Below are 24,904 nucleotides of genomic sequence, written 5' to 3' on the forward strand. Positions count from 1 at the left end.
CGCCAACTCAACGCCTCCCAGATTAAAGGGAGTTGCCGGGCGGAGCCGGCCCGGGTCCTGCCCAGGTCCGCACGTGCACCCTCCGGACGCTGCCGTTACGATGGGCTGCGGAGTGAGCGGGCGTTCCGTCCGGGTGTGTGGGCCGCCGCTCCGCTCATCCGCGGAGCGTGCGGCGACGGGGCGCGACGGCTCCCGCGGAGACGGGAACGGCTCCTGTGGGGGATGGGAGGAGGCGATGTGATCCGCTACGAGACGACGGCGGATGATGTCGCGAGGGTACGCTTCTCGCTTTCCCCACTGGGTGAATGCGTGTACAGCCTGCGGATGCTGGCATCTCCGGAAGGGCGACGGCAGCACCTTCCCTGGGTCAACGACATCCAGGCAAGGCTGAAAGGCGTCGATCTCAGGCCACTGCGTGCCGTGATCCCGCCCTCGGGCTACATACCCGACTTCCTCACGCCACCCCCGGGTACGGCTCCCGCAAGCCTCACCGCGGAGCTGGAGGCGGTGCGGGCCACGGCGCCGGAGGACTTCGTCCAGGAAGTGGCCTGGATGACGGCGGACACCGGTACGCCGCCCGCCTGGCGGGCCGGCGCGGCGTCCCTGCACCGGCAGATGCTGGCCGGGCCCGAGCGCGCGATCGGCAGGCTCACGGATCAGCTGCACACCTACTGGCGGTTGGCGCTGGAACCGTACTGGCGGCGGCTCCAGCGGGAGTTGCACCACGACATCCGCTCCCGGATGCACATCATGGAGGGGTCCGGTGCGGCGTCGGTCTTCTCCTCACTCCACGAACGAGTGGGATGGGATGGCTCCCGGCTCTCCGTGCACAGTACGTACGAATTCCACAACAAGCTGGACGGCCAGGGAATCGTGCTCGTACCGAGCATCTTCTGCGGTTCCGAGGTACTCACCATGCTTCCGCCCCTGCAATCGATGGTCGTCTACCCGAGACCGGGGGTCGCGGACGTCTGGAGACGCGGCAGCACCGAACGCCCCAGCCCGCTGGCAGCGCTGGTCGGAAGGGCCCGGGCATCAGTGATCGAGTCCCTGGTGATGCCCGCATCCACCGGCGAGCTGGCCGCGGAGATGGACTGCACCCCGGGAGCCATCAGCCAGCACATCGGTGTCCTGCGGGACTGCAACATCGTGGTCAGTCAGCGCGTCGGCCGACGCGTCATCCACTCTCTGACGGAAACGGGCGAAGCCATCCTGCGGAGCGCCGCGGCGGGATGACCCGCGTTCGTCGGGTGCCGTGGGATCGGCCTTGCTCTCGTCACCGGCCCACCCTTTCGTCGACGCACTCGCGCAGCAGATCGGATGGCCCTGTCCTGTGTCGGAACGGTCGGCACGCCCGGCGGGCCGGACCCGGGCTCACGCCCGGGAACCGGCCCGCCGTCGTCAGCGCCTGCCGTGCCTCACTGGCCGAAGCCGTAGGCGAACAGGTGGTCGGTGCCCGTCGAGCCCGTCACCGGCAGCGTGATCGACGCCACCTGCTTGGACGCGTCCAGCGGGACCTTCGTGGCGAAGACGTAGGTCTTCACGTTGTCCCGGCCCCCGCCGCCGGTGTTCCGGTAGCCCGTCGCGACGGCCGTCGTCTCACTGGGGAGCGGCTTGCTCGACCCGGCGTTGAGCGTCCAGTCCGAGAAGCCGACCGTGGCCTTGGAGGTGGTGCCGTCGGTGTAGGTGACGGTCATCGTGCCCAAGACCCCGCTGCCGTCGGTCGGCGCATTGGTCGCCGTGCCCAGCAGGCCCAGCGACACACCCGACGTGCCGGCCGGCATCGGGATGGTCTGGCCGGCCATCTCCAGGTTGTCCAGCTGACCGGACGTCACCGTCGGCCACGTGTAGGCGATGCCGTCGACCGTGACGGTGGAGCCGCTCGTGACGCCCGCGGCCGACAGCGCGTTCTGCGAGAACGCCCAACCGCCGCCGTCGAAGCCGCCGGAGAACTTCGCGCCGTCGGGGTAGATGCCCTCGTTGGTGTCGAAGGGCCACAGCGCTCCGGCCTTGGCCACGGCCACACGGAGGGTTGCCCCGCTCAGTGCCGTCCCGGTGCTGTGATCGGTCAGCGCGAAGGTGACCGGGAACGTGCCTTCGCTCGCGCCCGCTGTCACGTGGACTTTCGCCTCGGCACTGCCCGAGGCGGGCACCTTCACCGAGCCGGACGTCGCGTCCAGCGTGACGCCGGAGGGCGCCGTCGCCTTCCAGTCGACCGTGACGTCCTTGCTGCCGAGGTTGGTCAGGAAGAGCGTGCCGTCACCGGACGCGTTCGGCTGGAGCACCAGGCCGTCACTGCTGGGGCCGGTCGCGGCCAGCACCCGGTCGCCGCCTGTGGTGTCCGACGGCGGCACCGCCGACGGGTCGGACGCCCAGGACTTGTCGGGAGAGGTGCCGAGTGTGAAGTCGACCGAACCCGCGCCCTTGAACTGCTCGTAGGTCAGCCAGGAGGTCTTCCACTCCTTGCCCTTGACATCGAGCGACTGCACGTACGGCGCGTCGGGCGCGGCCTGCGGAGCGTTGATCTGCACCGGCTTGCCGTTGCCGAAGGTCACCTGGGCGACCGGGAACACCGGGCTGCCGAGTACCAGGGTGTCCGTGCCCGGCGTCTCCGGGTACATGCCGAGCTCGGACCAGACGTACCAGGAGCTCATCGCGCCCAGGTCGTCGTTGCCGAACGAGCCGACCGGAGCGTTGAAGTACAGCTTCTGCTGGGCCTCGCGAACCGCCGCCTGGGTCTTCCACGGCTCGCCCGTGTAGTTGTACTCCCAGGGGATCTCCACGCTGGGCTCGTTGCTCAGGTCGGCGTTGGTGTTGCCGGGGTTCGTGATGTTGTCGAGGAGGCTGTCCAGGAAGGACGAGTACACCTTGTTCCCGCCGCGCGCCTGGATGAGCTGCCGGAGGTTGAAGGGGACCATCGGCGTGTACTGGGCCGACGTGCCCTCCACGAAGCCGTTGGAGGTACCCGGGGTGAAGCCGCCCGCGAACTGACCGTCCTTGTTCTTGCCCTGCATGTAGCCGGTCTGCGGGTTGAAGACGTTCATCCAGTCCTGGGCGCGAGTGGCGAACTTCTGGTACACGGCCGTCTTGCCCAGCGACTTGGCGAAGGCGGCGAGGGCGTAGTCGGCTGAGTCGTACTCCAGCTGTGTGGAGACCGGGCCGTAGAAGTTGCAGCAGCCGTAGTCGTTCTCGTCCAGCGGAAGGTAGCCCTTCGCGTCCCGCACCGACTCGCCGGGGCGGTCGTTGTTCGGGACGGTGGCCTCGTGCTGCAGGGCGGCGAGCGCCTTGTCCGAGTCGAAGCCCCGGGCGCCGAAGGCGTACGCGTCGGCGATGATGCCGGCGGCCGGGTCACCGACCATGACGTAGCTCTCGCCGTTGTTCGAGGCCCACTTGGGCAGCAGGCCCGTCTGGTCGTAGCCGTTGAGCATCGAGGTGACGACGTCGCTGGTCACCTTGGGCTCGACCATCGCCATCAGCTGGGTCTGGGACCGGTAGGTGTCCCAGCCTGAGTAGTTGGCGTACTGGGCCTGCTGCCCCTTGGCCAGCCTGTGGACCTGATCGTCCATGCCCATGTACTGGCCGTTGGCGTCGGAGAAGACGTTCGGATGCAGCAGCGCGTGGTAGAGCGCGGTGTAGAACTGCACCTGCTGGTCCGAGGAGCCGCCGCCGACCTGGACCCTGTTCAGCACCGCGTTCCAGGCGTCGTGGTTCGCCTGCTCGACGGCGTTGTAGTTCCAGTTCTTGATCTCGGTGGTGAGATTGTCGGCCGCGTTGGCGTCACTCGTGTACGAGATGCCGACCTTCGCACTCACCGTCGGGTCGGAGGACGTGTCGAACGTCAGGTACATACCGTTCGCGCCGGTCGTGGGGGGCTGGACGGCCTTGTTCGTGCTGGTGTTGCCCGTGGTGGACGCCCGGGGCGCGACGCCGCCGCTCGGTGCCGGGGACGGCGTACCGGAGGACGTGCTGCCGCTCCCGTGCACGGTCGGGGACGGCGCCGCGGGAACGGTGAAGTGCCTCTCCTTCAGCGGCTTCGACGGGTGCGTCTGAAGGGGCTGCTGGACCTTGCCCGCCTTCAGCGACGTCGCGTTGGGGTTGATGGTGCTGCCGACCCAGGTACCGCTCGCGGTGAACGGCTGGTCGAACTTGATGTCGAAGTGCAGCGTGTACCGGTTGCCCGCGCCGCAGAAGTGACCGCTGTCGATGGAGCCGCTGATCTCCTTCTTGTTCACCACCTGGACGCGGGTCCCGTCCACCTGCGTGGCACCCCCGCTGAGCTTGAACAGCAAGTTCGCCTGCCGGCCCGCGGGGAAGGTGAAGGTGCCCAGGCCCGCGCGGGTGGTGTCGGTCAGCTGGGTCTTGACCCCGTTGGCGTCCGTGACCTTGTAGTGGCCGATGCCGGTCTGCTCGTCTCCGTGGCTGAAGCCGACAGAGGCGTTGCCGAGGTTGCCCGACAGCGTGCCGGTCACCGGCAGGATGGGCAGGTCGCCCGCGACGCCGCAGCCGGGTCCCGAGAGGTGGGTGAGGCTGAAGCCGGAGATCTTGTTGTCGTTGTACTCGTAGCCGCCGCCCGAGGGGCGGTGGGGCGTCGTGTCGGGGCCCCACTGCACCATGCCGGCCGGCATGGCGGGGCCGGGGAAGGTGTCCACCGCACCGGAGGTGCCGATGAGAGGGTTGACGAGGGACGCGGGGTCCTTCACAAAGGCCGGCGTCACGGCGCTCGCCGCGTAGGCGCCCCCGATCGCCGGGAGCGGTAGTGCGGCAATGCCCAGGACGGAGACGACGGCCAGGCGTTGGCGGAGTCTCCTGCGGTTACGTGGCGCGGCTGAACGTCGAGGTCGGACCATCGGTTGCCTCCACAGCAGTTCGTCTTCGCACATGAGGTGCTGACGTGCCGAAGAACGCAGAACGCCAGCGACTGACAACGGTGCCGGTCGCTCCCAACGGCCTGACAACGTTGCCATGCACGAGTGTCGAGTGAAACGCGTGGGCTCACGGCATGTCAACGAGGCCAACAGGACTTTCTGAGCGCGAAGTTCCCGGCCGAGCACTTTCGGCGCCACGGTCCCGGGTCCGAGGACCGGCCCCGAGCCCCCTGCCGGATCCGGCGATCGGCTCCGGCCGGCCTTCACGCGCCGGCCTCTGCGGTCGAGGCGCGGACCCGCCCCCTTCGCCGGTCCTGTCAGGAGCCGGGCTGAAGCCTGGGGCAGTCGCGGCCCCTCAGCGGAGACTCATTCGACACCACCGCCACGCGCGGACCACCGAAAACGCATGCGAGTGCCGGGCTCCAGCCGGCGCGACGGGGCCTCGTACACGGCCCGCCCGACAGGTCGAGGGCGCGGAAGCGGTGGCGACTTCCCGCCTCTCTGCCGGCGACGCGGTCAACCTGCGGATCCAGGGCGCGCCCACCAAGGCGCTGCGCACGTTGCCGCCCCGCTAGGCCGGTATCGTCACGGAGTTCTCGACAGCGCCCAACAACACCTTCCTCATCGCCCACGCCCCCACATCGCAAAAGCGACGGGCAACGACACGACGGATGTGTTCCTTACCGACACCGGTGGCAGCCACCACAAGGGCGTCGCAGCGGTGGGGACACGAGCCGGCGTTCGCGGTGCGGCCGGCAGGGGCGAGGACAGGCCCACGGGAACCCAAAGCGAGAGCAGCGGGCCGGGCCTGGCCGTCACGGCCGAAAACGTGCACCTGCACGCAGGACGCGTCAGCGCGGTGAATCTACCGCCGGCCGGTTGCGGCCTGGGCCGGGTCACCCGTTGCCCTGCCGAGCAGCGGGGTGGTCAGCACAGCTCTCGTCGGCGGGTGGGAGATCCCCGGCCGCCTCGATCATGGCTGTGTTCGGGGAGTTGAGGACTCGTGCCGCACGCGAAGACGGGTCACCCGTCCATGGACGACTCCGTCCCGCAGTGCAGTCGGCGGCCCGGTCCCACCTCGCGGACCGGGCCGGTGAGCGTGAGGCGGGCCGTGTGGCGGACGTCCATACTCGACGCGGCCAGCCGCAGCTCCAGGGCACCCGGTTCGACGACGCGGGCGCCGGTGCGGCCCGTGAAGGCCGACAGGTCCGCGTGGAAGCGGAAGGTCACCCGGCGGGACTCTTCTGGGTCCAGCTCCAGCCGCCGGTAGCCGATCAGGCGGACGTCCGGGCGGGTCACCGAGGCCACCGGGTCGTGCAGATACAGCTGGACGACCTCCGCGCCCCGCCGGCCGCCCGTGTTGCGAACCGTCAGCGACAGGTCGTAGGTGCCGTCGGTGCCGATGACGGGCTCCGTGCCCGTGAAGCCGTCCCAGGTGAATCGCGTGTACGACAGCCCGTGTCCGAAGGGGTGCAGCGGGCTCGGGTCCAGGCTGCTGACCTGGCCGGCCAGGCCCAGCGGCGGCTGGAGGTAGGTCCATGGCTGGCCACCGGACATCCGTGGCACGCTCACCGGAAGCCTGCCCGAGGGGTTCACGCGGCCGGTCAGGACCCCCGCCACCGCGGGGCCGCCCTCCTCGCCCGGGAAGAACGCCTGGACCACCGCGGCCGGCCGGCCGTGCGGACGGACCGGCGTGTAGGGGCGTCCGGTCAGCAGTACCAGCACCACCGGCACCCCGGTCGCCAGCAGCGCGTCGAGCAGTTCTCCCTGGACACCGGGCAGTGAGAGGTCCGGCACATCGCAGCCCTCGCCCGAGGTGCCGCGGCCGAACAGGCCGGAGCGGTCGCCGAGGACCGCTACGCACACGTCCGCCTCCGACGCCGTCGCCACCGCCTCGGCGAAACCGGAGGTGTCCGGGTCCGATACCCCGCAACCCTCGGCGAACACGACCTTGGCGTGCGGGACTTCGTCGCGCAGCGCCTCCAGCAGGGTCGGGATGGCGATGCCCGTGGGGACGTGCGGGTGCTGCGCGCCCACATGCGAGGGAAAGGAGTAGCAGCCCAGCATCGCGAGGGCGTCCGCCGCCCGCGGTCCGACCACCGCGATCCGCGCGTCAGGGGGGAGCGGCAGCACGCCGTCGGGGTTGTCGAGCAGGACCACCGACTCCTCGGCCAGGCGACGGGCCAGGGCTCGGTTCTCCTCCGGATCGAGGTCGACCGCCTCGGGCACCGAGGGGCGCCAGTCCTCGTCCAGAAGGCCGAGTTCGCACTTCTGCAGCAGGACGCGGCGGGCCGCGCGGTCCACGAGAGGCTCGGGGACGCGGCCCTCCCGCACCGCCACGACCAGGTCGTCGCCGTAGCACTTCAGCGTCGGCAGTTCGACGTCGATGCCGGCGGCCAGCGCCAGGTGTGCCGACTCGGCGGGGCTCTCGGCGACCCGGTGCAGGGTGCGCAGGAAGTCGATGCCGAAGTAATCGGCGACGACCGTGCCGGTGAAGCCCCACTCCTCGCGCAGCAGTCCGGTCAGCAGGCCGGGGTCCGCCGACGCGGGAACGCCGTCCGTCTCGGTATAGGCCGCCATCACCGAGCGGGCCCCGCCCTCGTGCAGCGCCATCTCGAAGGGCGGCAGTGTGATGTCCGCGAACTCGCGCGTGCCCGCTCGCACCGGGGCCAGATTGCGGGCACCCGCGGAGGAGGCATAGCCGGCGAAGTGCTTCAGCGTGGCGACGACTCCGGCCGACTCGAGTCCCCGGACGTACGCGGTCCCGATGGTGCCGACGAGATAGGGGTCCTCCCCGATCGTCTCCTCGACGCGTCCCCAGCGCAGGTCGCGGACCACGTCCAGGACGGGGGCCAGGCCCTGGTGGACGCCGACCGCGCGCAGGTCCCGGCCGATGTGCCGGGCCATTTCCTCCACCAGCGCCGGATCGAAGGTGGCGCCCCAGGCCAGCGGCACCGGGTAGGCCGTGGCGCGCCAGGCCGTGAATCCCGCCAGGCACTCCTCGTGGGCGACGGCCGGGATCCCGAACCGGCCCGCCTCGACGATCCGCTGCTGGGCGCGGGCCAGCGCCCTGGCGCCGATCGCCGGGTCCACCGGGGCGGTGCCGAAGGATCGGGTGAGCTGGCCCAGGCCCCGGGTGATCAGCTCGTCCCAGTCGCAGTCGGTGTTCATGGCCTGCTGGTGCGGCGCGACGCCGTCGCCGTCCGTGGCGGCGCCCACCCACACGCCGTACAGCTGGGCGGTCTTCTCCTCCAGGGTCATCCGGGACAGCAGGTCGTCGACGCGCGCGGCCGCGGGCAGGGCGGCATCACGCCAGGGAGCGAGGGTCATGGAACTCCTGTCGGAAAGGCGGGGCGAGCGCCCCGCTCGGTGCCTCACTTACCGCCCACGCCCATCAGCCCGCCCACGAGGGCGCGGCGGGCCACCAGGTAGACGGCGAAGATGGGGACACCGGAGAGGACGACGGAGGCGAGCAGGGCGGGGATGTCGACGCCGAACTGGCTGACGTAGGTGAACAGCCCCAGGGTGAGCACCCGCGGGCCGTCGGACTGGGTGAAGATCAGCGGGAAGAGGAAGCCGTTCCAGGCCTGAAGCGCCGAGTAGACGACGACGGTGCTGATGCCGCCCTTGGCCAGCGGGATCACCATCTGGAACAGCATCCGGGTGGCTGAGGCGCCGTCCAGCGCCATCGCCTCGTACAGCTCCTCGGAGATGTCCCGCAGGGTGCCGGTCAGGATCAGCACCGACACCGGCATCGCGAAGGCCGCCGTGGGCAGCACGATGGCGAGCAGGCTGTCGTAGAGGTTCAGCTTGGCGATCATCAGATACAGCGGGACCACCACCGCCTGCGCGGGGATCGCGACGCCCAGCAGGAACAGCCGGAAGGCCGCGCCGGAGAAGAAGGTACGGGTGCGTACGGCCACGTAGGCGAGCGGCACGCACAGGACCAGCACGACGGCCACGACCGCCGCTGCCACGATGGCGGTGTTGGCCAGGAGGTGGAAGAAGCCGCTGTGCAGGACGGTGTCGTAGTTGGCGAGGGTCGGCCGGCTCGGCGGCTTCAGCGCGTTTTTGCCCAGCGCGTCGTCCTGCCGGGTCAGGGACGCCGAGATCATCGCGTAGATCGGGACGATCACGACGGCCAGCCACAGGATGGAGCCGAGGCCCGCGAGCGGGTTGGCGCGCCGGCTCCAGTGCCGGCGGCGGCGCGGCGGCGCGGGCACAGGTGGCGCGGACGTCGTCGCCGGTCGCGGAAGCGTGTCGTGTGACACGGTGTCACATCCCTTCGCGTACGCTGCGCATCGCGCCGAAGCCGGTCAGCCGCACCAGCAGCAGCGACAGCGCGGTGGCGGCCACGACCAGGAAGGACGCGATGGCGCTGGCGTAGCCGAAGTCGTAGCTCTTGAAGCCCGACTGGTACATCAGATACGGCAGGATCGCGGTGTCCGTGCCGGGGCCGCCCTGGGTGAGGATCAGCACCGTCTCGAAGTACGTCAGCGAGCCGACGACCATGAGGACACCGGACGTGGTGGCCGTGTGGCGCAACTGCGGAAGCGTGATCGAGAGGAACTGGCGCAGGCGGCCGGCACCGTCAATGGCCGCCGCCTGGTAGAGGACCTCGGGTATCTGCCGTGCCCCACCCTGGTAGATCAGGGTGTGGAAGGGAATGAACTGCCAGCCGCCGACGAACACGATGGCGAGGAAGGCGCCGCCGGTGGAGCCGAGGGTGTCCTTGTGGACGATGCCGAAATTCGGGTCGAGCAGGGCGTAGAACAGCAGCGAGATCGCCGTCGAGGACAGCAGGAAGGGCACGAAGAAGACGGCTGACAGCACGGCGCGGTTGCGCTGGCGGCCCGCGGCCCACACGCCGAGCAGCAGGGAGACCACCGTCTGGAACGCCCAGCTGACCACGGTCAGCAGGACGGTGACGGTCAGGGACTGGGGCAGGTGGTCGTCGGACAGCAGTTCGCGCCAGTTGGCGAGGCCGACGGGCTGCGGGTCGCCCAGGCCGTTCCACCGGGTGAAGGACAGGAAGAAGGCGAGGGCCATCGGGACGACGGCGAAGAAGCCGAAGAACAGCACGCCGGGCAGGACCCAGACGACATGCGGACGGCCGGCCCGCGCTCCCGTCCCGGTGCCGCGGGCGCCCCGGCCGCGCGTCCCGGGCCGGGCGGCCCGCCCGGGGGGCGCGGTCGGCGCGGCGGGCGCGCCGCTCACTTCAGCCCCTTGACGGCGGACACGAACTGGGCGGGTGTCGACTTGCCCACGAACAGCTTGTTGACCTCGGTCAGCATCGGCGTCGAGATGTCCGGGTCGACCGCCTGGTCCCAGCTGAGCGTGAACGCGGGCGCCTGCTGCACCATGCGGTACTGGAATGTGGCGAACCGGGGGTTGGGAGAGGAGCCCAGCAGCTTCTCCGCGTTCGACGTGGTCGGGATGTCGCCGTTGGCCACCAGGTCCTTGGCGTACGCCTCGGAGGCGCAGTCCCGCAGGAAGGCGAGCGCGGCGTCCTTGTTGGACGTACGGGCGTTCACGGACCAGTAGTTGGTCGGGTTGCCGACGACGTTTCGTATGTCACCGGCGCCGCCGTCGACCTTCGGGAAGGCGCACCAGCCCAGGTCCTTCCTGGCGAAGTCCGGGAACTTGCCGAGCTGCGTGGAGTACTCCCACGACCCCATCAGGTGCATCGCCGCCTTGCCCTTGGCGAAGACCGCGGGGGCGCCGCCGTTGACGTACGACACCGAGTTGAAGCCCTTGCCGAAGGCCCCGTCGTCGATGAGCTGCCGGACGGTCTCGGCGGCCTTGAGGACCGCCGGGTCTCCCCAGCCGGCCAAATCGCCGTTCTTGACCCTCTCGAAGATCCCCGGGCCGCCGATGCGGTCGACCAGGTACTCCAGCCACATCAGCTCCGGCCAGATGTCCGCGCCGCCGAGCGCGAACGGGGTGATGCCCGCCTTCTTCAGTTTGGCGTTGATGTCGAGCAACTGGTCCCAGGTGCTGGGCGGTTGGAGCCTGTGCTCGGCGAACAGGGTCTTGTTGTAGAAGAGGATCACGGGCTGCATGCCGCGCATGGGGATGCCGTAGTTGCGGCCGTTCAGCGCGCCCGCTGTCAGTACGGAGGGCAGGAACCCGGACTTGAGGACCGGGTCGGACGCGATGGTGTCGGTGAGGTCGACCAGCCGGCCGGCGTCCTTGTAGGCCTTGATCGAGCCGCCACCCCAGTTGAAGAACACATCCGGTGCGTTGGGCGAGCCCATCGCGGTGCGCAGCTTGGCCGGGTATTCCGAGCCGGGCACCTTCTGCAGCTTGACCTTGCCCTTCGCCTTCTCGGCCGCCACCGAGGCGTTGAACCGGTTTACGGCCTTCACCTGCACCTTGACCGCGTCGTCGCCGTAGACGAGCGCCGTGATCGTGTCGCCGCCGCTGCCGGAACCCCCGCCGGAGCCGCAGGCGGTGAGACCGGCGGCCGAGATCACGGTGGTGGCGCCGGCGCCGAGGAACCAGCGCCTGCTGTAGGACTCCATGACAGGAAGCCTCTCCCGAATGTTTCGATTGACACTCCGAATGTTCCGGGAACGTAGGCCCGGGGAGGGGGTTCGTCAAGGGGTTGCGCAGGGCTACGATCGCGGGCATGAACCCTGCGAAGCCCGTGGAGACGCAGACCGCCACGCTCGCCGAGATCGCCCGTGCGGCCGGTGTGTCGGCTCCGACTGTTTCGAAAGTCCTCAACGGGCGGGCGGATGTCGCCCCGGCGACCCGCAGCCGCGTCGAGGAGCTGCTGCGCACGCACGGCTACCGGCGCCGGCGCGCCGAGGCGACCCGCTCGCCGCTGATCGACGTGGTCTTCCACGAGCTGGAGAGCGCCTGGGCGATGGAGGTCATCCGGGGGGTGGAGAACGTGGCGCGGGACGCCGGTCTGAGCGTTGTGCTCTCCGAGAGCGCGGGCCGGCTCACCCCCGGGCGCACCTGGGCCGACCAGGTCGCCGCCCGCCGCCCGCACGGAGTCGTCCTGGTGCTGTCCGACCTCGACGAGCCGCAGCGCGCGCTGCTGACCAGCAGGTCCATCCCGTTCGTGGTGATGGACCCGGCCGGTGACCCGGGCGCGGACGTGCCGTCGATCGGGGCCACCAACTGGCAGGGCGGTCTTGCCGCCACCCGGCACCTGGTCGAACTGGGCCACACGCGCATCGGCGCGCTGAGCGGCCCCTCACGGATGATGTGCAGCCGGGCCCGGGTGGACGGCTACCGGGCCGCGCTGGAGACGGCAGGCCTGCCGGTGGATCCCTCGCTCATCCTGACCGGCGACTTCCACCACGAGGCCGGCTACCGGCTGGGGCTGGAACTGCTGCGGCGGGCCGACCGGCCCACCGCGGTCTTCGCGGGAAACGACCTCCAGGCGCTCGGCCTGTACGAGGCGGCCCGCGAGCTCGGCCTGCGCGTCCCCGAGGATCTGAGCGTGGTCGGCTTCGACGACCTGCCGGTGGCGCGCTGGGTGGGACCGCCGCTGACCACCGTGCGCCAGCCGCTCACGGAGATGGCGGAGGCGGCGGCCAAGCTGGTGCTCGACCTCGGACGGGAGGAGCCGTCGCCGGTGGCGACCCGGGTGGAGCTGGCCACCAGCCTGGTCGTGCGCAGCAGCACCGCCGCGCCCGCGACGGGAATCGGCTCCGCGACGGTGGCGTCGAAAGTTTCGGAAGGGGTGCCCGGGCGCGGGGTGATCTCCGACTGAGGAGCATGGAACCTCCCGGAGGATGACGGTCGCGCGACTCCGTCCGTCCGCCCGCATGGCCGCCCGGTGCGGGGCCGGATACTCGGCCAACGGCGAAACACCGTTGCGTGATCGGCGCGGTGGTCGGTCCGGGCACGCGGTGGGGGCAGCTCAGGTCTGGGGGGAGGCCGACCGGCGAGGCGGCGTCGTCACGGAGGCGGCGGGGGAAGAGAGGGTGTCTCGGCGTCGAGGGCTGCGGCACGGAGGGCGGCTGCCACGCGCGTGACCGGTCCGGTCAGTGGGTGGGGAAGGCGGGCCAGGAGCACGCGCCGCTGTTCCTGGGACCCACCGTGGACAGGGAGGATGCGGACTCCTGGTGGCGCGGCGGCGGCGAGAGCGGCGGGCACGGTGGTCAGCCCGCAGCCGGCGGCGACGAGACGGAGCTTGGCGAGCCAGTCGCGGGCCGTGTGGACGATCTCGGGCCGCTCGTCCAGGCCGGGCCATACGCCCATCAGGCCGTCCTCCCGCGAGGAGGAGCCCGCGATCCAGCGCTGCCCGCGCAGGTCTGCCACGTCGACGAAGTCGCCGCGGGCCAGCGGGTGGGTGGCGGGTACCGCGAGACACAGCGCGCGTTCGGTGAGCGTCTGCAGCACGAGCGGGGGCGCTTCGGCGTCCGGCGGCCGGAACGGCGGTGCCGACGCGAGCAGGGCCAGGTCGAGGCTGCCGGCGCGCAGGGCGCGCACCAGCGCAGGAGTGCTGCCCTCTCGGCTGACGATGTGAAGACCGGGGTCCGTGCGGTGCAGCGCCGCCAGGGCTGTGGGCAGCAGGACGGCGCCGGCGCTGGGGAACCACCCCACGCGGACCGTGCCGGCCTGCCCGGGCAGGCCGGACAGCTCCCTGGCCGTCGCGTCGATCTCGTCGAGCACGATCGTGGCGCGGCGCATGACGATACGGCCGGCCGCGGTGAGCCGTACTCCGTCGCGCCGCCGCTCCAGCAGCTCCGCGCCCGCCGCACGTTCGAGCGCGGCGATCTGCCGGGATACCGCCGACTGGGTGTAGCCCAGCGACGCTGCGGCCGCGGTGAAGGTCCCCTGCTCGGCCACGGCGCGGAACACGCGCAGCGCCGTCAGCGACACATCGGAGAAGTCCATGACGAATACGCATACCAGCTATGCCGTACTTTCGTTGGACTCATGGATGCGGCGTTCATAGCGTGGCGGACATGAACCAGTCACGCATCGCCCTCGTGACGGGGGCCAACCAGGGACTCGGCCGTGCCCTCGTCGAAGGGCTGGCGGCCCGTATGAACCCGGACGACCTGGTCCTGCTCACCGGTCGCAACCACCAGCCCGTGACGGACGCCGCCCACGAGGTCACGGGGCTGCCCGGCACCCGCGCCCGCGTCCAGGGCCGAGTCCTGGACGTCACCGACACCGACGCCATCGCCCGCCTCGCCGACGAACTCGGTGCGCAGTACGGCGGCGTCGACATCGTCGTCTCCAACGCGGTCGCCCGCCTGCTGCCCGAGGAATCACAAGCCGCGCGGGCCGACGAATTCATCGACGTCTCCAACACCGCCACCCACGCGATCCTGCGCTCCTTCGGCCCCGTCCTGCGCCCGGGCGGGCGACTGCTCGTCATCGCCAGCAGCCTGGGCACCCTCGGTCACCTCGCCCCACGGCTGCACCACCTGTTCGACGGCGCGAGCCTCGAGCAGGTCGAGTACGCCGTCGAGTCCTGGCGCACTGCCGTCCACAACAGGACCGCCGAGGAGGCGGGTTGGCCCCGCTGGCTGAACGTGCCCTCCAAGGTGGCCCAGGTCGCCGCCGTCCGCGCGGTCGCCGCCGCGCGCCGCGAACACGATCTCGCCACCGGAACGCTGATCGCCTCCGTCTGTCCCGGCATGGTCGACACCGCCACCTCGCGCCCCTGGTTCCGCGACTACAGCCATGCCCAGTCCCCGGCCCAGGCCGCCGGGCCGGTGCTCGACCTGATCTTCGCCGACCACGTCGATCCCGCCCTCTACGGCGAGCTGGTCCGCTTCGGCAAGGCCCTGCCCTGGCACGACGGCACTCCCCCGGTAGAGCAGGACCGCATGCTCACGCCCTGACCTGGGCACCCCTCACGGACGATGCACCGCACATCAAGGAGTTCACGCACGTCGGGCGTGATGTGGGGTCAGTGGGGTGCGCGGGTGCTGCGAAACCGGCGGGGACTTGCGCCGGCGCCGGCTGAGGGCCAACCTCTCCGCCGGCGCCTGAGCCGGAGTTGCTCGACGTCGGTGACCTTCGGCCGGCCTACTCGCGGGTGCAGGGGCCGCCGACAGGCGCCGGCGGCAAACCCATCACGCTGGGCGAAACCGGCGCCAGGCTGAGAACTGGTCCACGGGCACGCCCCGCAGAGGTCACCTCACCGGACACGAATCAGGCCGCCGGCAGAACAAGTCGATGAGGGCGACTTTGTCGGGACGGACAATCACCCTCAAGTCATTGAGGCATTCCTCCCGACCACGCACGCAAAGCCTCGGCATGTTCCCGAATCAGGGACATACGAGCCTCCCATTCCGGCCCGGCCCGGTGATCCGGGTGCGTGGTGATCTGGCCGGCATGCTTGCGATACATGAGGCCGGTATCGCCGATGAACCATCCGTCCGACAACGAGTCCAGCCCGAGGAGCAGCCCGGTGTCCCCGGACGCGGGCAGCGCCATCCAGCCGCCGAGCAGAGCCAGCAGAGGACGTCGAACGCATAGCGTGGCCGGGTGAATCCGCGGGCGGCGATGCTCGACCCAGAATGCGAAGGCGCTCCCCCGCGGGAGGCGGCCGGGGAGCGGGTCACTGTGCTCGAACGAGCGAGTGCTGCCGTCCTCCAGCAGATCAACCACGCGAGACGTCGTCCAGCCCACTGCCGGGTGCGCCTCCAGGACGGCGATGTCCCGCGCGAGAGCACCGGCAGTGAGCTGGTCGTCGGAGTCCAGCGTCTTCACGTACACACCGGACGACCGGGCGAGTGCCATGGTCCTGGCCACATGGGGACCGCCTCGGCGGGACGATGAGATCCGGACACGCTTGTCATCCGCAGCCAGATGAGCAGCAGCGTTCACATCGCTCCCGTCCTCCTGCACACACCATTCCCATGACCACCCGTCGGGAAGGACTTGCGTGCTCAACGAGGCATAGGCCTCGGCGAGAAACCGCGTCCCCTCGCCATGGACGGGTGTCACGATCGAAATGATCATGCTGGCCTTTCTTGAAAGGGGCGGGCTGTACGCCGCGGCTCCGCCGCCACGCGAAGCTCCGCAGAGCGTCCAGCCTGCGGAGCGGCACGTCAACCTGCGCTGAGCGCCCGATCGGCGCCCAGGGCGTGGGCTGTGCCGCCGCCTGACCGCCGCCAGGCCGTCGACCAGAAAGATGAGGCTGCGGCGCGCGGCCGCCCGCCAACGCGACGGCACCGCTGACCGGTTGTCCGCGGTCAGGCGTACGCCGGAGCCGGGGCGGCCGGCAGTCGCAGGGTACGCTCCTGCTCAGTCCAGAGCGGTCAGAGCGTTGGAGACAGCGCTCTCGAGGAACGCCCGGTCGGCACGCGCCTTGCCCATGACACGCAGCCCCTGGATGAATGTGGTCAGGAACCGGGCCAGCCCGGCGGCGTCCTTGCCGGCGGGCAGTTCCCCACGCGCCTTCGCCCGCTCCAGGGCGCCGGCGATCGCGCTCTCCACCAGGCGCAGTGTTGCCGAGACCCGGTCCACGGTCGCCGGATCGGCCGAGCGCTCGGTGGCGGCATTGACCAGGAAGCAGCCACGCTCAGGATCATCCAGGTCCGCCTCGGCCATGGCCGTGAGTGCCGCCCGCAGTGCGGAACGCATGTCGGTGGCCGACTCCAGCTCCGCGATCAGTGCGCCGGCGTTGCGCGAGCAGTACCGCTCAAGGGCCCTGGCATAGAGCTGCTCCTTGGAACCGAACGCGGCGTACAGGCTGCCGCTGCCGATACCGAGTTCGGCGGTGAGGTCCTGCAGGGAGGTCGCCGTGTAGCCGCGGCCCCAGAACAAGGCCATCGCGCGGTCGACCGCTTGGTCTATGTCGAACTCCCGGGTCCTGGCCATGACCCGCACCGTAATAGTTCTGGATTGAATAAGCAAGAATAAGAGCCACGGTATGGGCGGCGGCGGACCGTGTTGTTCACCGGCCCCCCATCGGCCCGGTCCCCAGCCGAAGGATTCCTCTGGGGACCGGGCACCTGCCGTCAGCGGCCGAGCGCGTTCTCCAACTGTTGCTTGGTCATGGAGGAGCGACCCTGGATGTTGCGCTTCTTGGCCTCTTCATACAGCTGGTCCTTGGTGGGCCCTTCCGCACCGCTGCGGGAGCGCTGCCCACCGCGCTGGGGCGCCGACTTCGGGTCACGAGTGGAGGTCTTGCTCGCGGTCTTCGACTCGCCCGACCTGGCGCGCTCCTTGTTCACCGTCCGGGCCGCCATCTCCTTGGCCCGCTTGGACGATTCGCCACGATCCTCGGCGCTCTTCCTGATGTGCTCGTACTGCCGCTCGCGCTTGGAGCTCGATCCGGCCGGCATGGCACCTCTCCTTTCCTTCAGCGAGGGGACGACCTGGCCTCACGGATGCTCGGTCCGCTGATCCGGCGGTACGCCGCCGCCCCGTCCCCCGCCCTTGTCGCCCTTGTCCGTGCCGTGGGCGTGCCCGCCCTTGGCCTGGGCCTGCCGTGCTTTGAGCTCGGCACTCTGCTGCGGTGTTGCGCCGCCCTTGGTGCTGCGTCGCTGCTCGGGCTGCTGTGGGTTAGGCATCTGGGACACCCCGCTCGCATCGGCGTTCGTTCGGGACACCGAGTTCCCCGAAGTGGTCATCCGACGCACGCGGAACGCGGGGCGACGATGGGGCGTCGCGGCGACAGCTCATAGGTCGCGCCAACGAGATGGCCGACCGTTTACCGACATTCGGGTCCCGTGTGGCTGGAGTTCCCCATGCGTCCGGAGTGGCGGCGAAGGGGAGACGAGGGATCAGGTCGCGCCGGAGCCGCCGCTGCCGAAGGAGCCGCCGGATCCGCGGTTCCAGCGCGGGCGCTTCTGGTTTTCGCTGCGTTTGGTCCCGGCGGCGTGGAGCTCGTGCGGGGTCAGGCGCTCGCTCTCGTCCCCGGCCCGTGGCACCTCGTCCGGCTCCCTCCTCTCGCGGGACTCCATGACGGGCCCGGAGGCCGGTCGTGGGGGCTGTGGGGATGTGCGCTGGGGGCTCTGTTCGCGGCGTCGCACTCTGGTCCCAAGCCGGATGGCCCAGATCAGGGCTCCCGCGACGACGAGACCGGCTGCGAAGGCACCAACCACGGCCCAAGCGGCGTCTGAAGCGGCCAATTCCAGAGAGATCGTCATCATTCCTCCCCGGTACCCCTGACGGAGGGAGAAACACGTCACCCTAACCCGTCCGGGCGACCCCCGTTGGGCCCACCACGGTGAACACCCGCGCGGCGGGCGCGGCGCGACGGCCTGCGCTGGGCCCTCGGCGATATCGTCGCGACGGACGGCCATGGTCCGCACTGGCGATCTTCCGCCGACCGGCCCGACGCCGGCTCCGCCATCGCTCCTTCCTCGCCTCGACCGGTTTCCCGCGGTGCGACCTGGGCACCCGCGCTGCGCCCGCGTGCCGTCCGGCCCTCGTGGCGGGGCGTGACGCCGCGTGGCAACGGCCCGTGGAGGAGAACGATGACGCACCTGTCGGAACGCACCGCCGCCCGGGGCCGGACCACCGCCACATCGTCCTTCGGCCGGGCCTTGCTGCGCTGGACGACGACGACCGATCACAAGGTGATCGGCAGGCTGTACATGGTCACGGCCTTCTGTTTCTTCCTCTTCGCCGGCCTGCTGGCCCTGGGCATGCGGGCGGAGCTCGCCCGTCCCGGTCTGCAGTTCCTGTCCCGGGACGGCTACAACCAGTTCCTCACGGTGCATGGAACGGTGATGATGCTGCTGTTCGCGACCCCCATGTTCGCCGGGTTCGCCAACGCGGTGATGCCGCTGCAGATCGGCGCCCCGGACGTGGCCTTCCCCCGTCTGAACGCCCTGTCGTACTGGATGTACCTCTTCGGCGGGCTGATGGTGGTGGCGGGGTTCCTGGTGCCGGGCGGCGCCGCGTCGTTCGGGTGGTTCGCCTACGCCCCGCTGAACAGCGCCTACCACTCCCCCGGTGCCGGCGGCGACCTGTGGGCGATGGGCCTCGTGGTGACGGGCGTGTCGACGACGCTCGGCGCGGTCAACTTCATCACCACCATCCTGTGTCTGCGCGCCCCGGGGCTGACCATGTTCAGGATGCCGATCTTCACGTGGAACATCCTGTTCACATCGATCCTCGTCCTGCCGGCGTTCCCGGTGCTCACCGCCGCGCTGCTGGCCCTGGAGGCCGACCGGAAGTTCGGGGCGCACATCTTCGACGCGACGAACGGCGGCGCCATCCTGTGGCAGCACCTGTTCTGGTTCTTCGGCCATCCGGAGGTCTACATCGTCGCGTTGCCGTTCTTCGGTATCGTCTCGGAGATCATCCCGGTGTTCTCACGCAAGCCGTTGTTCGGCTATCTGCCGATGATCGGCGCGACGACCGCGATCACGATGTTGTCCGCGGTCGTGTGGGCTCACCATATGTTCGCCACCGGTGCGGTGCTCCTTCCGTTCTTCTCTCTGATGTCGTTCCTGATCGCGGTGCCTACGGGGATCAAGTTCTTCGCATGGATCGGCACGATGCACCGGGGGTCGATCTCGTTCGAGACGCCGATGCTGTGGTCGCTCGGGTTCCTGGTGTCGTTCCTGCTGGGCGGTCTCAGCGGCGTGCTGATCGCCTCCCCGCCGATCGACTTCCACGTCACCGACTCGTACTTCATCGTGGCTCACCTGCACTACGTCCTGTTCGGGACGGTCGTCTTCGCGATGTTCGGCGGGTTCTACTTCTGGTGGCCCAAGTTCACCGGGAAGCTCCTCGACGAGCGGCTCGGCAAGGTGCACTTCTGGCTGCTGTTTCCCGCGTTCCAGCTGACCTTTCTGGTGCAGCACTGGCTCGGCGCGGAGGGCATGCCGCGCCGCTACGCCGACTATCTGCCCGCCGACGGGTTCACCCTGCTCAACACCCTGTCGTCCGTGGGGGCGTTCCTGCTCGGCGTCTCCACGCTGCCGTTCCTGTACAACGTCTGGCACACCGCGCAGCACGGCGAGAGGGTCACCGAGGACGACCCGTGGGGATATGGCAGGGCACTCGAGTGGGCGACGTCCTGCCCTCCTCCGCGGCACAATTTCCTGGCCCTGCCACGTGTGCGGTCCGAGTCGCCCGCCTTCGACCTGCACCACCCCGAGGCCGGCCGCGAGCTGGTGGAGGAGGGACCGCGATGAAGATCGAGGCTCTGCTGTTCGGCGGTGTCGCCCTGTTCTTCGCGGGTGCCGCCGCACTCTACGGGGCCTGGTCGGGCGATCCGGCCGGTACCGCGGTACTGATCGTCGCCTTCGGCATGGCCGGCGTGGTCTCCTTCTTCTGCGCGGTGCAGTACCGGCGTCGCGGACGCCGCCCCCAGGACCGTACAGACGCCAAAGTGGCGGACGCGGTCGGCCCCCTGGAGTTCTTCCCGCCCCACAGCGCATGGCCCATCATCACGGCCCTGGGCTTCGCCATGGCCGCTCTGGGCGTGGTCTACGGGCTGTGGCTGTTCCTCATCGGTGCCGGGGTGCTGGCGCGGGGGGTTCTCGGTCTGGTTTTCCAGTACGCAACTCGGAAAGACTGAGCGGCTTCCTCGGAGCCCCCGGCCGGAACCGGGTCACGGGCCGGTGATCGCTCTCGTAGCCGCCTTCCACGGTCTGGCGCACCTCCCCGGTCTCCTCGCCCTCGGCCAGACGCTGCCGCTCGGCCTCCAGCAGTGCGTGGCACAGCCGCCGGGTGAGCAGGAAGGCTGCGATCGGCGCCACCACCAGGGAGATGCGCAGGATCCATGTGAGAGCGTCCAGCGAGATACGGAAGGTGTGCGCCACGATGTCGTTGCCGCCTGCCAGCAGCAGGACGCCGTAGAAGGTGATCCCGGCGACGCCGAGTGCGGTGCGCACGGGGCGTTCCCGCGGGCGGTCGCACAGGTGCTGTTCCTCGCGCCACTCGCCTGTCAGCCGCTGCTCGACGAAGGGGTAGGCATACAGGACGACGAAGAGGAGCACCGGCAGGACCACCGCCGGCAGCAGCACGTTCCACATGATCGTGTGGCCGGCGATGTTCGTCTCCCAGTTCGGCACGAGCCGCAGCCCGCCTTCCAGGAAGCCGACGTACCAGTCGGGCTGGGAGCCGGTCGCCGCCACGTCGGGGCGGTAGGGCCCGTACACCCACACCGGGTTGATCTGGGCGAGCCCGCCCAGCAGCGCCGTCACCCCGAAGACCATGAAGGACAGCCCCATCGAGGACGCCATGAACTGCGGGAACAGCGGCTTGCCGCGGACATTCCGATTGCTCCTGCCGGGGCCGCGCCACTGGGTGTGCTTCAGGTGGAAGACCAGGATCAGATGCACGGTGACCAGTGCGATCAACGCTCCGGGCAGCAGCAGGATGTGCAGACTGTACAACCGGGAGATCAGATCCTCGCCGGGGTACTGGGACCCGAACGCGAACATGCTCACGTAGGTCCCCACCACCGGCAGGGAGAGCATGATGCCCTGAGCGATGCGCAGGCCGGTACCGGACAGCAGGTCGCCGGGGAGCGAGTAACCCGCGAAGCCCTCGGCCAGGGCGATCGCGAACAGCGTGACGCCGATGACCCAGTTCATCTCCCGGGGCCTGCGGAAGGCACCCGTGAAGAAGATACGCAACAGGTGCACACCGATGGCCGCCACGAACACCAGGGCAGCCCAGTGGTGCATCTGGCGGATGAGAAGTCCGCCGCGTACGTCGAAACTGATGTGCAGGGTCGAATCGAACGCCTCTGACATGCGGACACCGCGCATCACCGGATACCGCCCCTGGTACACAACCTCACGCATCTCCGGCTTGAAGAAGAACGTCAGCCACACGCCCGTCAGTACGAGCATGATCAAGCTGTAGAGCGCGATCTCGCCCAGGAGGAACGACCAGTGCTCCGGGAAGGCCTTGCGCAGCAGCTGCCCTCCCCCGTCCCACACGGGCAGCCGCCCATCCGCCGCGTCAACCAGCCGCTCTCCCGGGCGCTGGGCTGCCGGCCGGCGGGTTTCCGATGTCCGTGACGCGGGCAGCGGCCGACGTCCGCCCCTCACGGTGTTTCCCTCTCATCACACCGGTCCCGGTCCACGCACCCTCTCCCTCTGCCGCCTCTGGGCCCGCCGCTCCACGCCATGCCTTGCCACCGGACCGCGCGGCGAGTACCCCGTCACCGCGAAACACTCGCGCGCCCTGGGCGGTACACCCGTCCAGGTGTGTGCGGGCCCGGAGCTCCGCCCGGAGTCCTCTCCTCAGGGGAAGAGTGTGATGCCGAGGACGACCAGCACGACGACCGTGACGACGATCGCCACTGTCAGCCAGGGGCCGCGGTGCTTCGCCGGTTCCTTGGGCTTCGCTCCGCGGGGCCGGTCCTCCTCGAGCTTCGGGTGTGCCGGGCGGTCGCGCTGGTAGAACTCCTCGTCGCGATGATCAGCCATGACAACTCCTTCGGGGTCTGCTTCCCTGCCGGACCCGGTGCGGGTTCCCCGTCCGCGCCCCGGGAATCGAGGCTGCACGGACGTCACCTGGCACCAACAGGTACAGGGGAATCCGAGGAGCGCGGTCCGGACCGGCGCGTCAGTCCTCTCCCCACAGGACGTTGACCTCACCTTGCGTGACGGGCCCTGTGCCCCCAGGGGGAAGCCATCGGACGGGGTCGGCGCGGCGGGTGGGTCCTTGGGCCGTCACGCCCGCCGACGGCGCTCCATCCAGGGCGTTCCATCGCTCCTGGTACGCCGACAGCCGGGCCGGCTCGCCACGCTCCTCACCCGCGCCGTGCAGGCGTGATGCATCGCGCCGAGGTGTCACTCGGCGACGACGCGGATGGTGTTGAGGTGGGGGTCGGCGGCGTCGGGGAGGTTCATGCCCGCCCGGACACCGGTGGTGAGGTAGCGCAGTACGGGGTCGGTCAGACGTTCGCCGGGCAGGACGGCGGGGATACCCGGCGGATACGGCGTGATCATTTCGGCGGCGATGCGGCCGGCCGCCTGCTCGACGGGAACATCGGTGTGGTGGTCGAAGTAGGCGTCGCGCGGCAGCTGCACCTGGTCCATTCGGAGTTGGTCCGGAGGGGGTACGGCGACCTGTGGCGCATCCCGAAGCGAGTCGGCGTGCCTCGCCAGACCGCGCAGAGCCGTCAGGAGGCGGTCGACCGTGTCGCCGTCGTCGGCATGGGTGATCTGGGCGCTGATGCGCCGGTGGTCGATGAGATGCATGTCGATGTGGTGGTGTTCGCGGAGCCAGTCCGCTGCCCGGTAACCCGTGGTGCCCAGGGCGCTGATGTCCATGATGCCGGGAAGAGGATCGAGGTCGGTGGCGAGACCGGGGCCGCAGAAGTCGTCAGCGCCGTGGACGTGGATGCCGTCGATGGTCTCGATCTCGTCCCGGACGCGGGCTGCGAGGTCCAGTGCGCCGCCGATGAGCCGCTTGCCGTGCTGCACCATTTGCCGCCGCCAGGCGTCGATACCCGCATAGAGCAGCACACTGGGGCTGGTGGTGCCGAGCAGGTCGGCGCGTGAGGAGAGCTCGGCCGGGTCGATGAGGTCGCCTTGCAGGTGGAAGACCGAGCCTTGCTCAAGGCCGCTGCCCATCTTGTGGATGCTGGTCACGCACACGTCGGCGCCGGCGTCCATGGCCCAGATGGGCAGGCTCCCGTGGAACGGCAGATGCGCTCCCCAGGCCTCGTCGACGATGAGCGGCTTCCCGCGGCGGTGGCACACCTCGGCGATGGCGCGCAGATCGGCCGCGGAGCCGTAGGGGGTCGGGCTCGTGACCAGGGCACCGTCGGCTTCGGGGTGCTCAGTGAAGGCTTTCTCGTACGCGGCCGGAGACGGGGGATGAGCGATGTGCCGTACCGCATCCCACTGCGGTTCGACCCACACAGGGCACACCCCGGACAGGATCAACCCGGCGATCACCGATTTGTGGGCGTCCCGTCCGATCAGCAGTCTCTGCCCCGGCCGGGTCACGGCCAGCATGGCGGCCTTCACCGACAGAGAACTGCCACAGGTGGAGAAGAACGTGTGCTCGGCGTGGACCGCGTCCGCCATGAGCACCTCGGCCCGCTTGAGGACGTTGCCGCGGGTCAGCCGGTCGTCCAGCCCGCCACTGGCCAGCACGTCACCGAGGAAGACTGCGTCGCCCAGCACCGCCCGCGCACGCGGGTCGGCGCCACGCGCCTGCTTGTGACCGGGCGGGGTGAAAGCCAGTTCGTTCATCGCGTGATAGCGAGCCAGCGCATCGAGCACGGGTGCTTCGTCATGGTCGACAGCCATGCCTTCAGCAGTGCCCGGTCTCCTGCCCGTCATACCCCCCGCGGCACCCGCCGGACCGCGCACGACGGGCCTCCGCGGTCCCCGACCACCACGAAGCACGTGTAAGAAGTCATCGATGGGTACCCATGGGGCGAGGCGGACCAGCATGCGCTGCCGCACACCCAGGCGTTGTCAACGGGAGAGGAGATGTCATGGCCGGCGAAGACGACCGCAAGCCTGAGAATGCTCTGGACGAGGTGTTCCACGAGATCTCTGAGGCAGCGGAGCGCGACCCCGCACAACAGCGCCGGAAGGACGACAGGCACGAGGGCGAGGCCGCAGACGCGATCACACCCAACGCCGTAGCCCAAAAGGAGTCTCAGGGCGACTGACGCCTGATGTGTGGGACGCCCCCACGCGTCGGACAACGCTCAACTCGCCGTCCGGACACCGGAACAGGACTCGGTCCACCTCATTGTGTCAGCCGTTGTAAGGCGCCGTTCCCCTTGGCGTGATGGACGGCTGATCGACGGCGGCTGTCGGGCCATGCGTCTGCCCCTCCCGCGGTGACGTCGTAGATGCGGATGGCGGTGCCGGGATACCGATCCAGGAGATGCACGCGGCACGTTTGTGGTGCAGCGCGGGGTGATACCGAAGGCGACGGGGCGCCGGCCGCCTCACTCGCCCGATGGGTGTCACAGCTCGATCCGCCGCTGGAACCGCCCGCGGCCTCGTTGTGACGATGTCGCGCTTCGCTTTAGCGTGGACGGGTGTCCGACACGGGTGAAGATGCATGAACTTGACGTGCTCCCTGGCCTAAAGTCCAGGGATTCCGGCCTGGGTCATCTGACCCTTCCGGGGGCTTCCTGCTTCAACGCGCTGTGCGGGCAGGTG

Annotated in this window: 20 protein-coding genes; 6 read left to right on the forward strand and 14 right to left on the reverse strand. The window is 69.9% G+C overall.

Annotated features, from left to right (window positions below; all coding sequences use genetic code 11):
* Positions 1–324: 324 nt before the first annotated feature.
* Positions 325–1,236 carry an ArsR/SmtB family transcription factor gene (locus tag ACIP94_RS34690; protein ID WP_402434806.1) on the forward strand — a complete coding sequence of 304 codons (912 nt, stop codon included), beginning with the start codon at positions 325–327 and terminating at the stop codon, positions 1,234–1,236.
* A 182-nt stretch (positions 1,237–1,418) separates the two neighbouring features.
* Here the strand turns inward: ACIP94_RS34690 and ACIP94_RS34695 are convergent, their stop codons facing one another.
* The 5 genes from ACIP94_RS34695 to ACIP94_RS34715 all read right to left on the reverse strand — a co-directional run bounded on the left by ACIP94_RS34695 (position 1,419) and on the right by ACIP94_RS34715 (position 11,389).
* A complete protein-coding gene (locus tag ACIP94_RS34695) occupies positions 1,419–4,847 on the reverse strand; it encodes a GH92 family glycosyl hydrolase (RefSeq protein WP_402434809.1) in 3,429 nt (1,142 codons plus the stop codon).
* Positions 4,848–5,888: 1,041 nt separating this feature from the next.
* On the reverse strand, positions 5,889–8,195 hold the full coding sequence (locus tag ACIP94_RS34700) for a glycoside hydrolase family 3 N-terminal domain-containing protein (RefSeq protein ID WP_402434812.1): 2,307 nt from the start codon (positions 8,193–8,195) through the stop codon (positions 5,889–5,891).
* A 44-nt stretch (positions 8,196–8,239) separates the two neighbouring features.
* Positions 8,240–9,136, reverse strand: coding sequence for a carbohydrate ABC transporter permease (locus ACIP94_RS34705; protein ID WP_402434815.1), 897 nt, complete (start codon positions 9,134–9,136; stop codon positions 8,240–8,242).
* Positions 9,137–9,140: 4 nt separating this feature from the next.
* Complete coding sequence (locus tag ACIP94_RS34710) at positions 9,141–9,956, reverse strand: carbohydrate ABC transporter permease (RefSeq protein WP_402434868.1); 816 nt, start codon at positions 9,954–9,956, stop codon at positions 9,141–9,143.
* A gap of 122 nt (positions 9,957–10,078) precedes the next feature.
* Positions 10,079–11,389 (reverse strand): ABC transporter substrate-binding protein, encoded by a 1,311-nt coding sequence (locus tag ACIP94_RS34715; protein WP_402434818.1) that lies wholly within the window; start codon positions 11,387–11,389, stop codon positions 10,079–10,081.
* A 107-nt stretch (positions 11,390–11,496) separates the two neighbouring features.
* Between ACIP94_RS34715 and ACIP94_RS34720 the strand changes: the two genes are divergently transcribed.
* Positions 11,497–12,594 (forward strand): LacI family DNA-binding transcriptional regulator, encoded by a 1,098-nt coding sequence (locus ACIP94_RS34720; protein WP_402434820.1) that lies wholly within the window; start codon positions 11,497–11,499, stop codon positions 12,592–12,594.
* A gap of 188 nt (positions 12,595–12,782) precedes the next feature.
* On the opposite strand, the gene ACIP94_RS34725 is transcribed toward ACIP94_RS34720, so the two are convergent.
* On the reverse strand, positions 12,783–13,724 hold the full coding sequence (locus tag ACIP94_RS34725; protein WP_402434823.1) for a LysR family transcriptional regulator: 942 nt from the start codon (positions 13,722–13,724) through the stop codon (positions 12,783–12,785).
* 71 nt (positions 13,725–13,795) lie between these two features.
* Here ACIP94_RS34725 and ACIP94_RS34730 point away from each other — a divergent pair, with 71 nt between their 5' ends.
* On the forward strand, positions 13,796–14,683 hold the full coding sequence (locus ACIP94_RS34730; RefSeq protein WP_402434826.1) for an SDR family NAD(P)-dependent oxidoreductase: 888 nt from the start codon (positions 13,796–13,798) through the stop codon (positions 14,681–14,683).
* Positions 14,684–15,059: 376 nt separating this feature from the next.
* Here ACIP94_RS34730 and ACIP94_RS34735 read toward each other — a convergent pair whose 3' ends face one another.
* The 5 genes from ACIP94_RS34735 to ACIP94_RS34755 all read right to left on the reverse strand — a co-directional run bounded on the left by ACIP94_RS34735 (position 15,060) and on the right by ACIP94_RS34755 (position 18,100).
* On the reverse strand, positions 15,060–15,809 hold the full coding sequence (locus ACIP94_RS34735; RefSeq protein ID WP_402434828.1) for a glycosyltransferase family 2 protein: 750 nt from the start codon (positions 15,807–15,809) through the stop codon (positions 15,060–15,062).
* Between the two features lie 285 nt (positions 15,810–16,094).
* On the reverse strand, positions 16,095–16,670 hold the full coding sequence (locus tag ACIP94_RS34740) for a TetR/AcrR family transcriptional regulator (RefSeq protein ID WP_402434831.1): 576 nt from the start codon (positions 16,668–16,670) through the stop codon (positions 16,095–16,097).
* 140 nt (positions 16,671–16,810) lie between these two features.
* A complete protein-coding gene (locus tag ACIP94_RS34745; protein ID WP_402434834.1) occupies positions 16,811–17,137 on the reverse strand; it encodes a plasmid stabilization protein in 327 nt (108 codons plus the stop codon).
* Positions 17,138–17,176: 39 nt separating this feature from the next.
* Complete coding sequence (locus tag ACIP94_RS34750; RefSeq protein ID WP_402434837.1) at positions 17,177–17,365, reverse strand: hypothetical protein; 189 nt, start codon at positions 17,363–17,365, stop codon at positions 17,177–17,179.
* 213 nt (positions 17,366–17,578) lie between these two features.
* Positions 17,579–18,100 (reverse strand): DUF6479 family protein, encoded by a 522-nt coding sequence (locus ACIP94_RS34755; RefSeq protein ID WP_402434840.1) that lies wholly within the window; start codon positions 18,098–18,100, stop codon positions 17,579–17,581.
* A 174-nt stretch (positions 18,101–18,274) separates the two neighbouring features.
* On the opposite strand from ACIP94_RS34755, the gene ctaD reads away from it, so the two are divergent.
* Together ctaD and ACIP94_RS34765 are read left to right on the forward strand one after the other, a co-directional pair.
* Positions 18,275–19,945 (forward strand): cytochrome c oxidase subunit I, encoded by a 1,671-nt coding sequence (ctaD, locus tag ACIP94_RS34760; RefSeq protein ID WP_402434842.1) that lies wholly within the window; start codon positions 18,275–18,277, stop codon positions 19,943–19,945.
* Complete coding sequence (locus ACIP94_RS34765; protein WP_402434845.1) at positions 19,942–20,331, forward strand: cytochrome c oxidase subunit 4; 390 nt, start codon at positions 19,942–19,944, stop codon at positions 20,329–20,331. Before ctaD ends, ACIP94_RS34765 begins: the two co-directional genes overlap by 4 nt.
* On the opposite strand, the gene ACIP94_RS34770 is transcribed toward ACIP94_RS34765, so the two are convergent.
* From ACIP94_RS34770 to ACIP94_RS34780, 3 genes are all read right to left on the reverse strand, one after another.
* On the reverse strand, positions 20,261–21,703 hold the full coding sequence (locus tag ACIP94_RS34770) for a cytochrome bc complex cytochrome b subunit (protein WP_402434848.1): 1,443 nt from the start codon (positions 21,701–21,703) through the stop codon (positions 20,261–20,263). The genes ACIP94_RS34765 and ACIP94_RS34770 overlap by 71 nt on opposite strands.
* 306 nt (positions 21,704–22,009) lie before the next feature.
* The gene (locus ACIP94_RS34775; protein ID WP_402434851.1) at positions 22,010–22,195 is read right to left on the reverse strand and encodes a hypothetical protein; all 186 of its coding nucleotides are present in this window, start codon (positions 22,193–22,195) and stop codon (positions 22,010–22,012) included.
* Between the two features lie 366 nt (positions 22,196–22,561).
* Entirely contained in the window at positions 22,562–24,031 is a 1,470-nt protein-coding gene (locus ACIP94_RS34780; protein ID WP_402434854.1) for an aminotransferase class I/II-fold pyridoxal phosphate-dependent enzyme, read from the reverse strand.
* A gap of 191 nt (positions 24,032–24,222) precedes the next feature.
* On the opposite strand from ACIP94_RS34780, the gene ACIP94_RS34785 reads away from it, so the two are divergent.
* Positions 24,223–24,402: a hypothetical protein gene (locus ACIP94_RS34785; protein ID WP_402434857.1), complete on the forward strand. Its 180-nt coding sequence runs from the start codon at positions 24,223–24,225 to the stop codon at positions 24,400–24,402.
* The last annotated feature ends 502 nt before the right edge of the window (positions 24,403–24,904 follow it).

It is taken from the genome of Streptomyces sp. NPDC093261, from assembly GCF_044753645.1.
In the GTDB taxonomy this organism is placed as follows: domain Bacteria; phylum Actinomycetota; class Actinomycetes; order Streptomycetales; family Streptomycetaceae; genus Streptomyces.

Excerpts from the sequence above, each read along its gene's own strand:
- ACIP94_RS34715 (WP_402434818.1), bottom strand. The coding sequence starts at position 11,389 with ATGGAGTCCTACAGCAGGCGCTGGTTCCTCGGCGCCGGCGCCACCACC.
- ACIP94_RS34690 (WP_402434806.1), top strand. The coding sequence starts at position 325 with ATGCTGGCATCTCCGGAAGGGCGACGGCAGCACCTTCCCTGGGTCAAC.
- ACIP94_RS34695 (WP_402434809.1), bottom strand. The coding sequence starts at position 4,847 with ATGGTCCGACCTCGACGTTCAGCCGCGCCACGTAACCGCAGGAGACTC.
- ACIP94_RS34735 (WP_402434828.1), bottom strand. The coding sequence starts at position 15,809 with ATGATCATTTCGATCGTGACACCCGTCCATGGCGAGGGGACGCGGTTT.
- ACIP94_RS34765 (WP_402434845.1), top strand. The coding sequence starts at position 19,942 with ATGAAGATCGAGGCTCTGCTGTTCGGCGGTGTCGCCCTGTTCTTCGCG.
- ACIP94_RS34755 (WP_402434840.1), bottom strand. The coding sequence starts at position 18,100 with ATGGCCGTCCGTCGCGACGATATCGCCGAGGGCCCAGCGCAGGCCGTC.
- ACIP94_RS34740 (WP_402434831.1), bottom strand. The coding sequence starts at position 16,670 with ATGGCCAGGACCCGGGAGTTCGACATAGACCAAGCGGTCGACCGCGCG.
- ACIP94_RS34785 (WP_402434857.1), top strand. The coding sequence starts at position 24,223 with ATGGCCGGCGAAGACGACCGCAAGCCTGAGAATGCTCTGGACGAGGTG.
- ACIP94_RS34725 (WP_402434823.1), bottom strand. The coding sequence starts at position 13,724 with ATGGACTTCTCCGATGTGTCGCTGACGGCGCTGCGCGTGTTCCGCGCC.
- ACIP94_RS34730 (WP_402434826.1), top strand. The coding sequence starts at position 13,796 with ATGAACCAGTCACGCATCGCCCTCGTGACGGGGGCCAACCAGGGACTC.
- ACIP94_RS34745 (WP_402434834.1), bottom strand. The coding sequence starts at position 17,137 with ATGCCGGCCGGATCGAGCTCCAAGCGCGAGCGGCAGTACGAGCACATC.
- ctaD (WP_402434842.1), top strand. The coding sequence starts at position 18,275 with ATGACGCACCTGTCGGAACGCACCGCCGCCCGGGGCCGGACCACCGCC.
- ACIP94_RS34700 (WP_402434812.1), bottom strand. The coding sequence starts at position 8,195 with ATGACCCTCGCTCCCTGGCGTGATGCCGCCCTGCCCGCGGCCGCGCGC.
- ACIP94_RS34780 (WP_402434854.1), bottom strand. The coding sequence starts at position 24,031 with ATGGCTGTCGACCATGACGAAGCACCCGTGCTCGATGCGCTGGCTCGC.
- ACIP94_RS34775 (WP_402434851.1), bottom strand. The coding sequence starts at position 22,195 with ATGGCTGATCATCGCGACGAGGAGTTCTACCAGCGCGACCGCCCGGCA.
- ACIP94_RS34750 (WP_402434837.1), bottom strand. The coding sequence starts at position 17,365 with ATGCCTAACCCACAGCAGCCCGAGCAGCGACGCAGCACCAAGGGCGGC.
- ACIP94_RS34720 (WP_402434820.1), top strand. The coding sequence starts at position 11,497 with ATGAACCCTGCGAAGCCCGTGGAGACGCAGACCGCCACGCTCGCCGAG.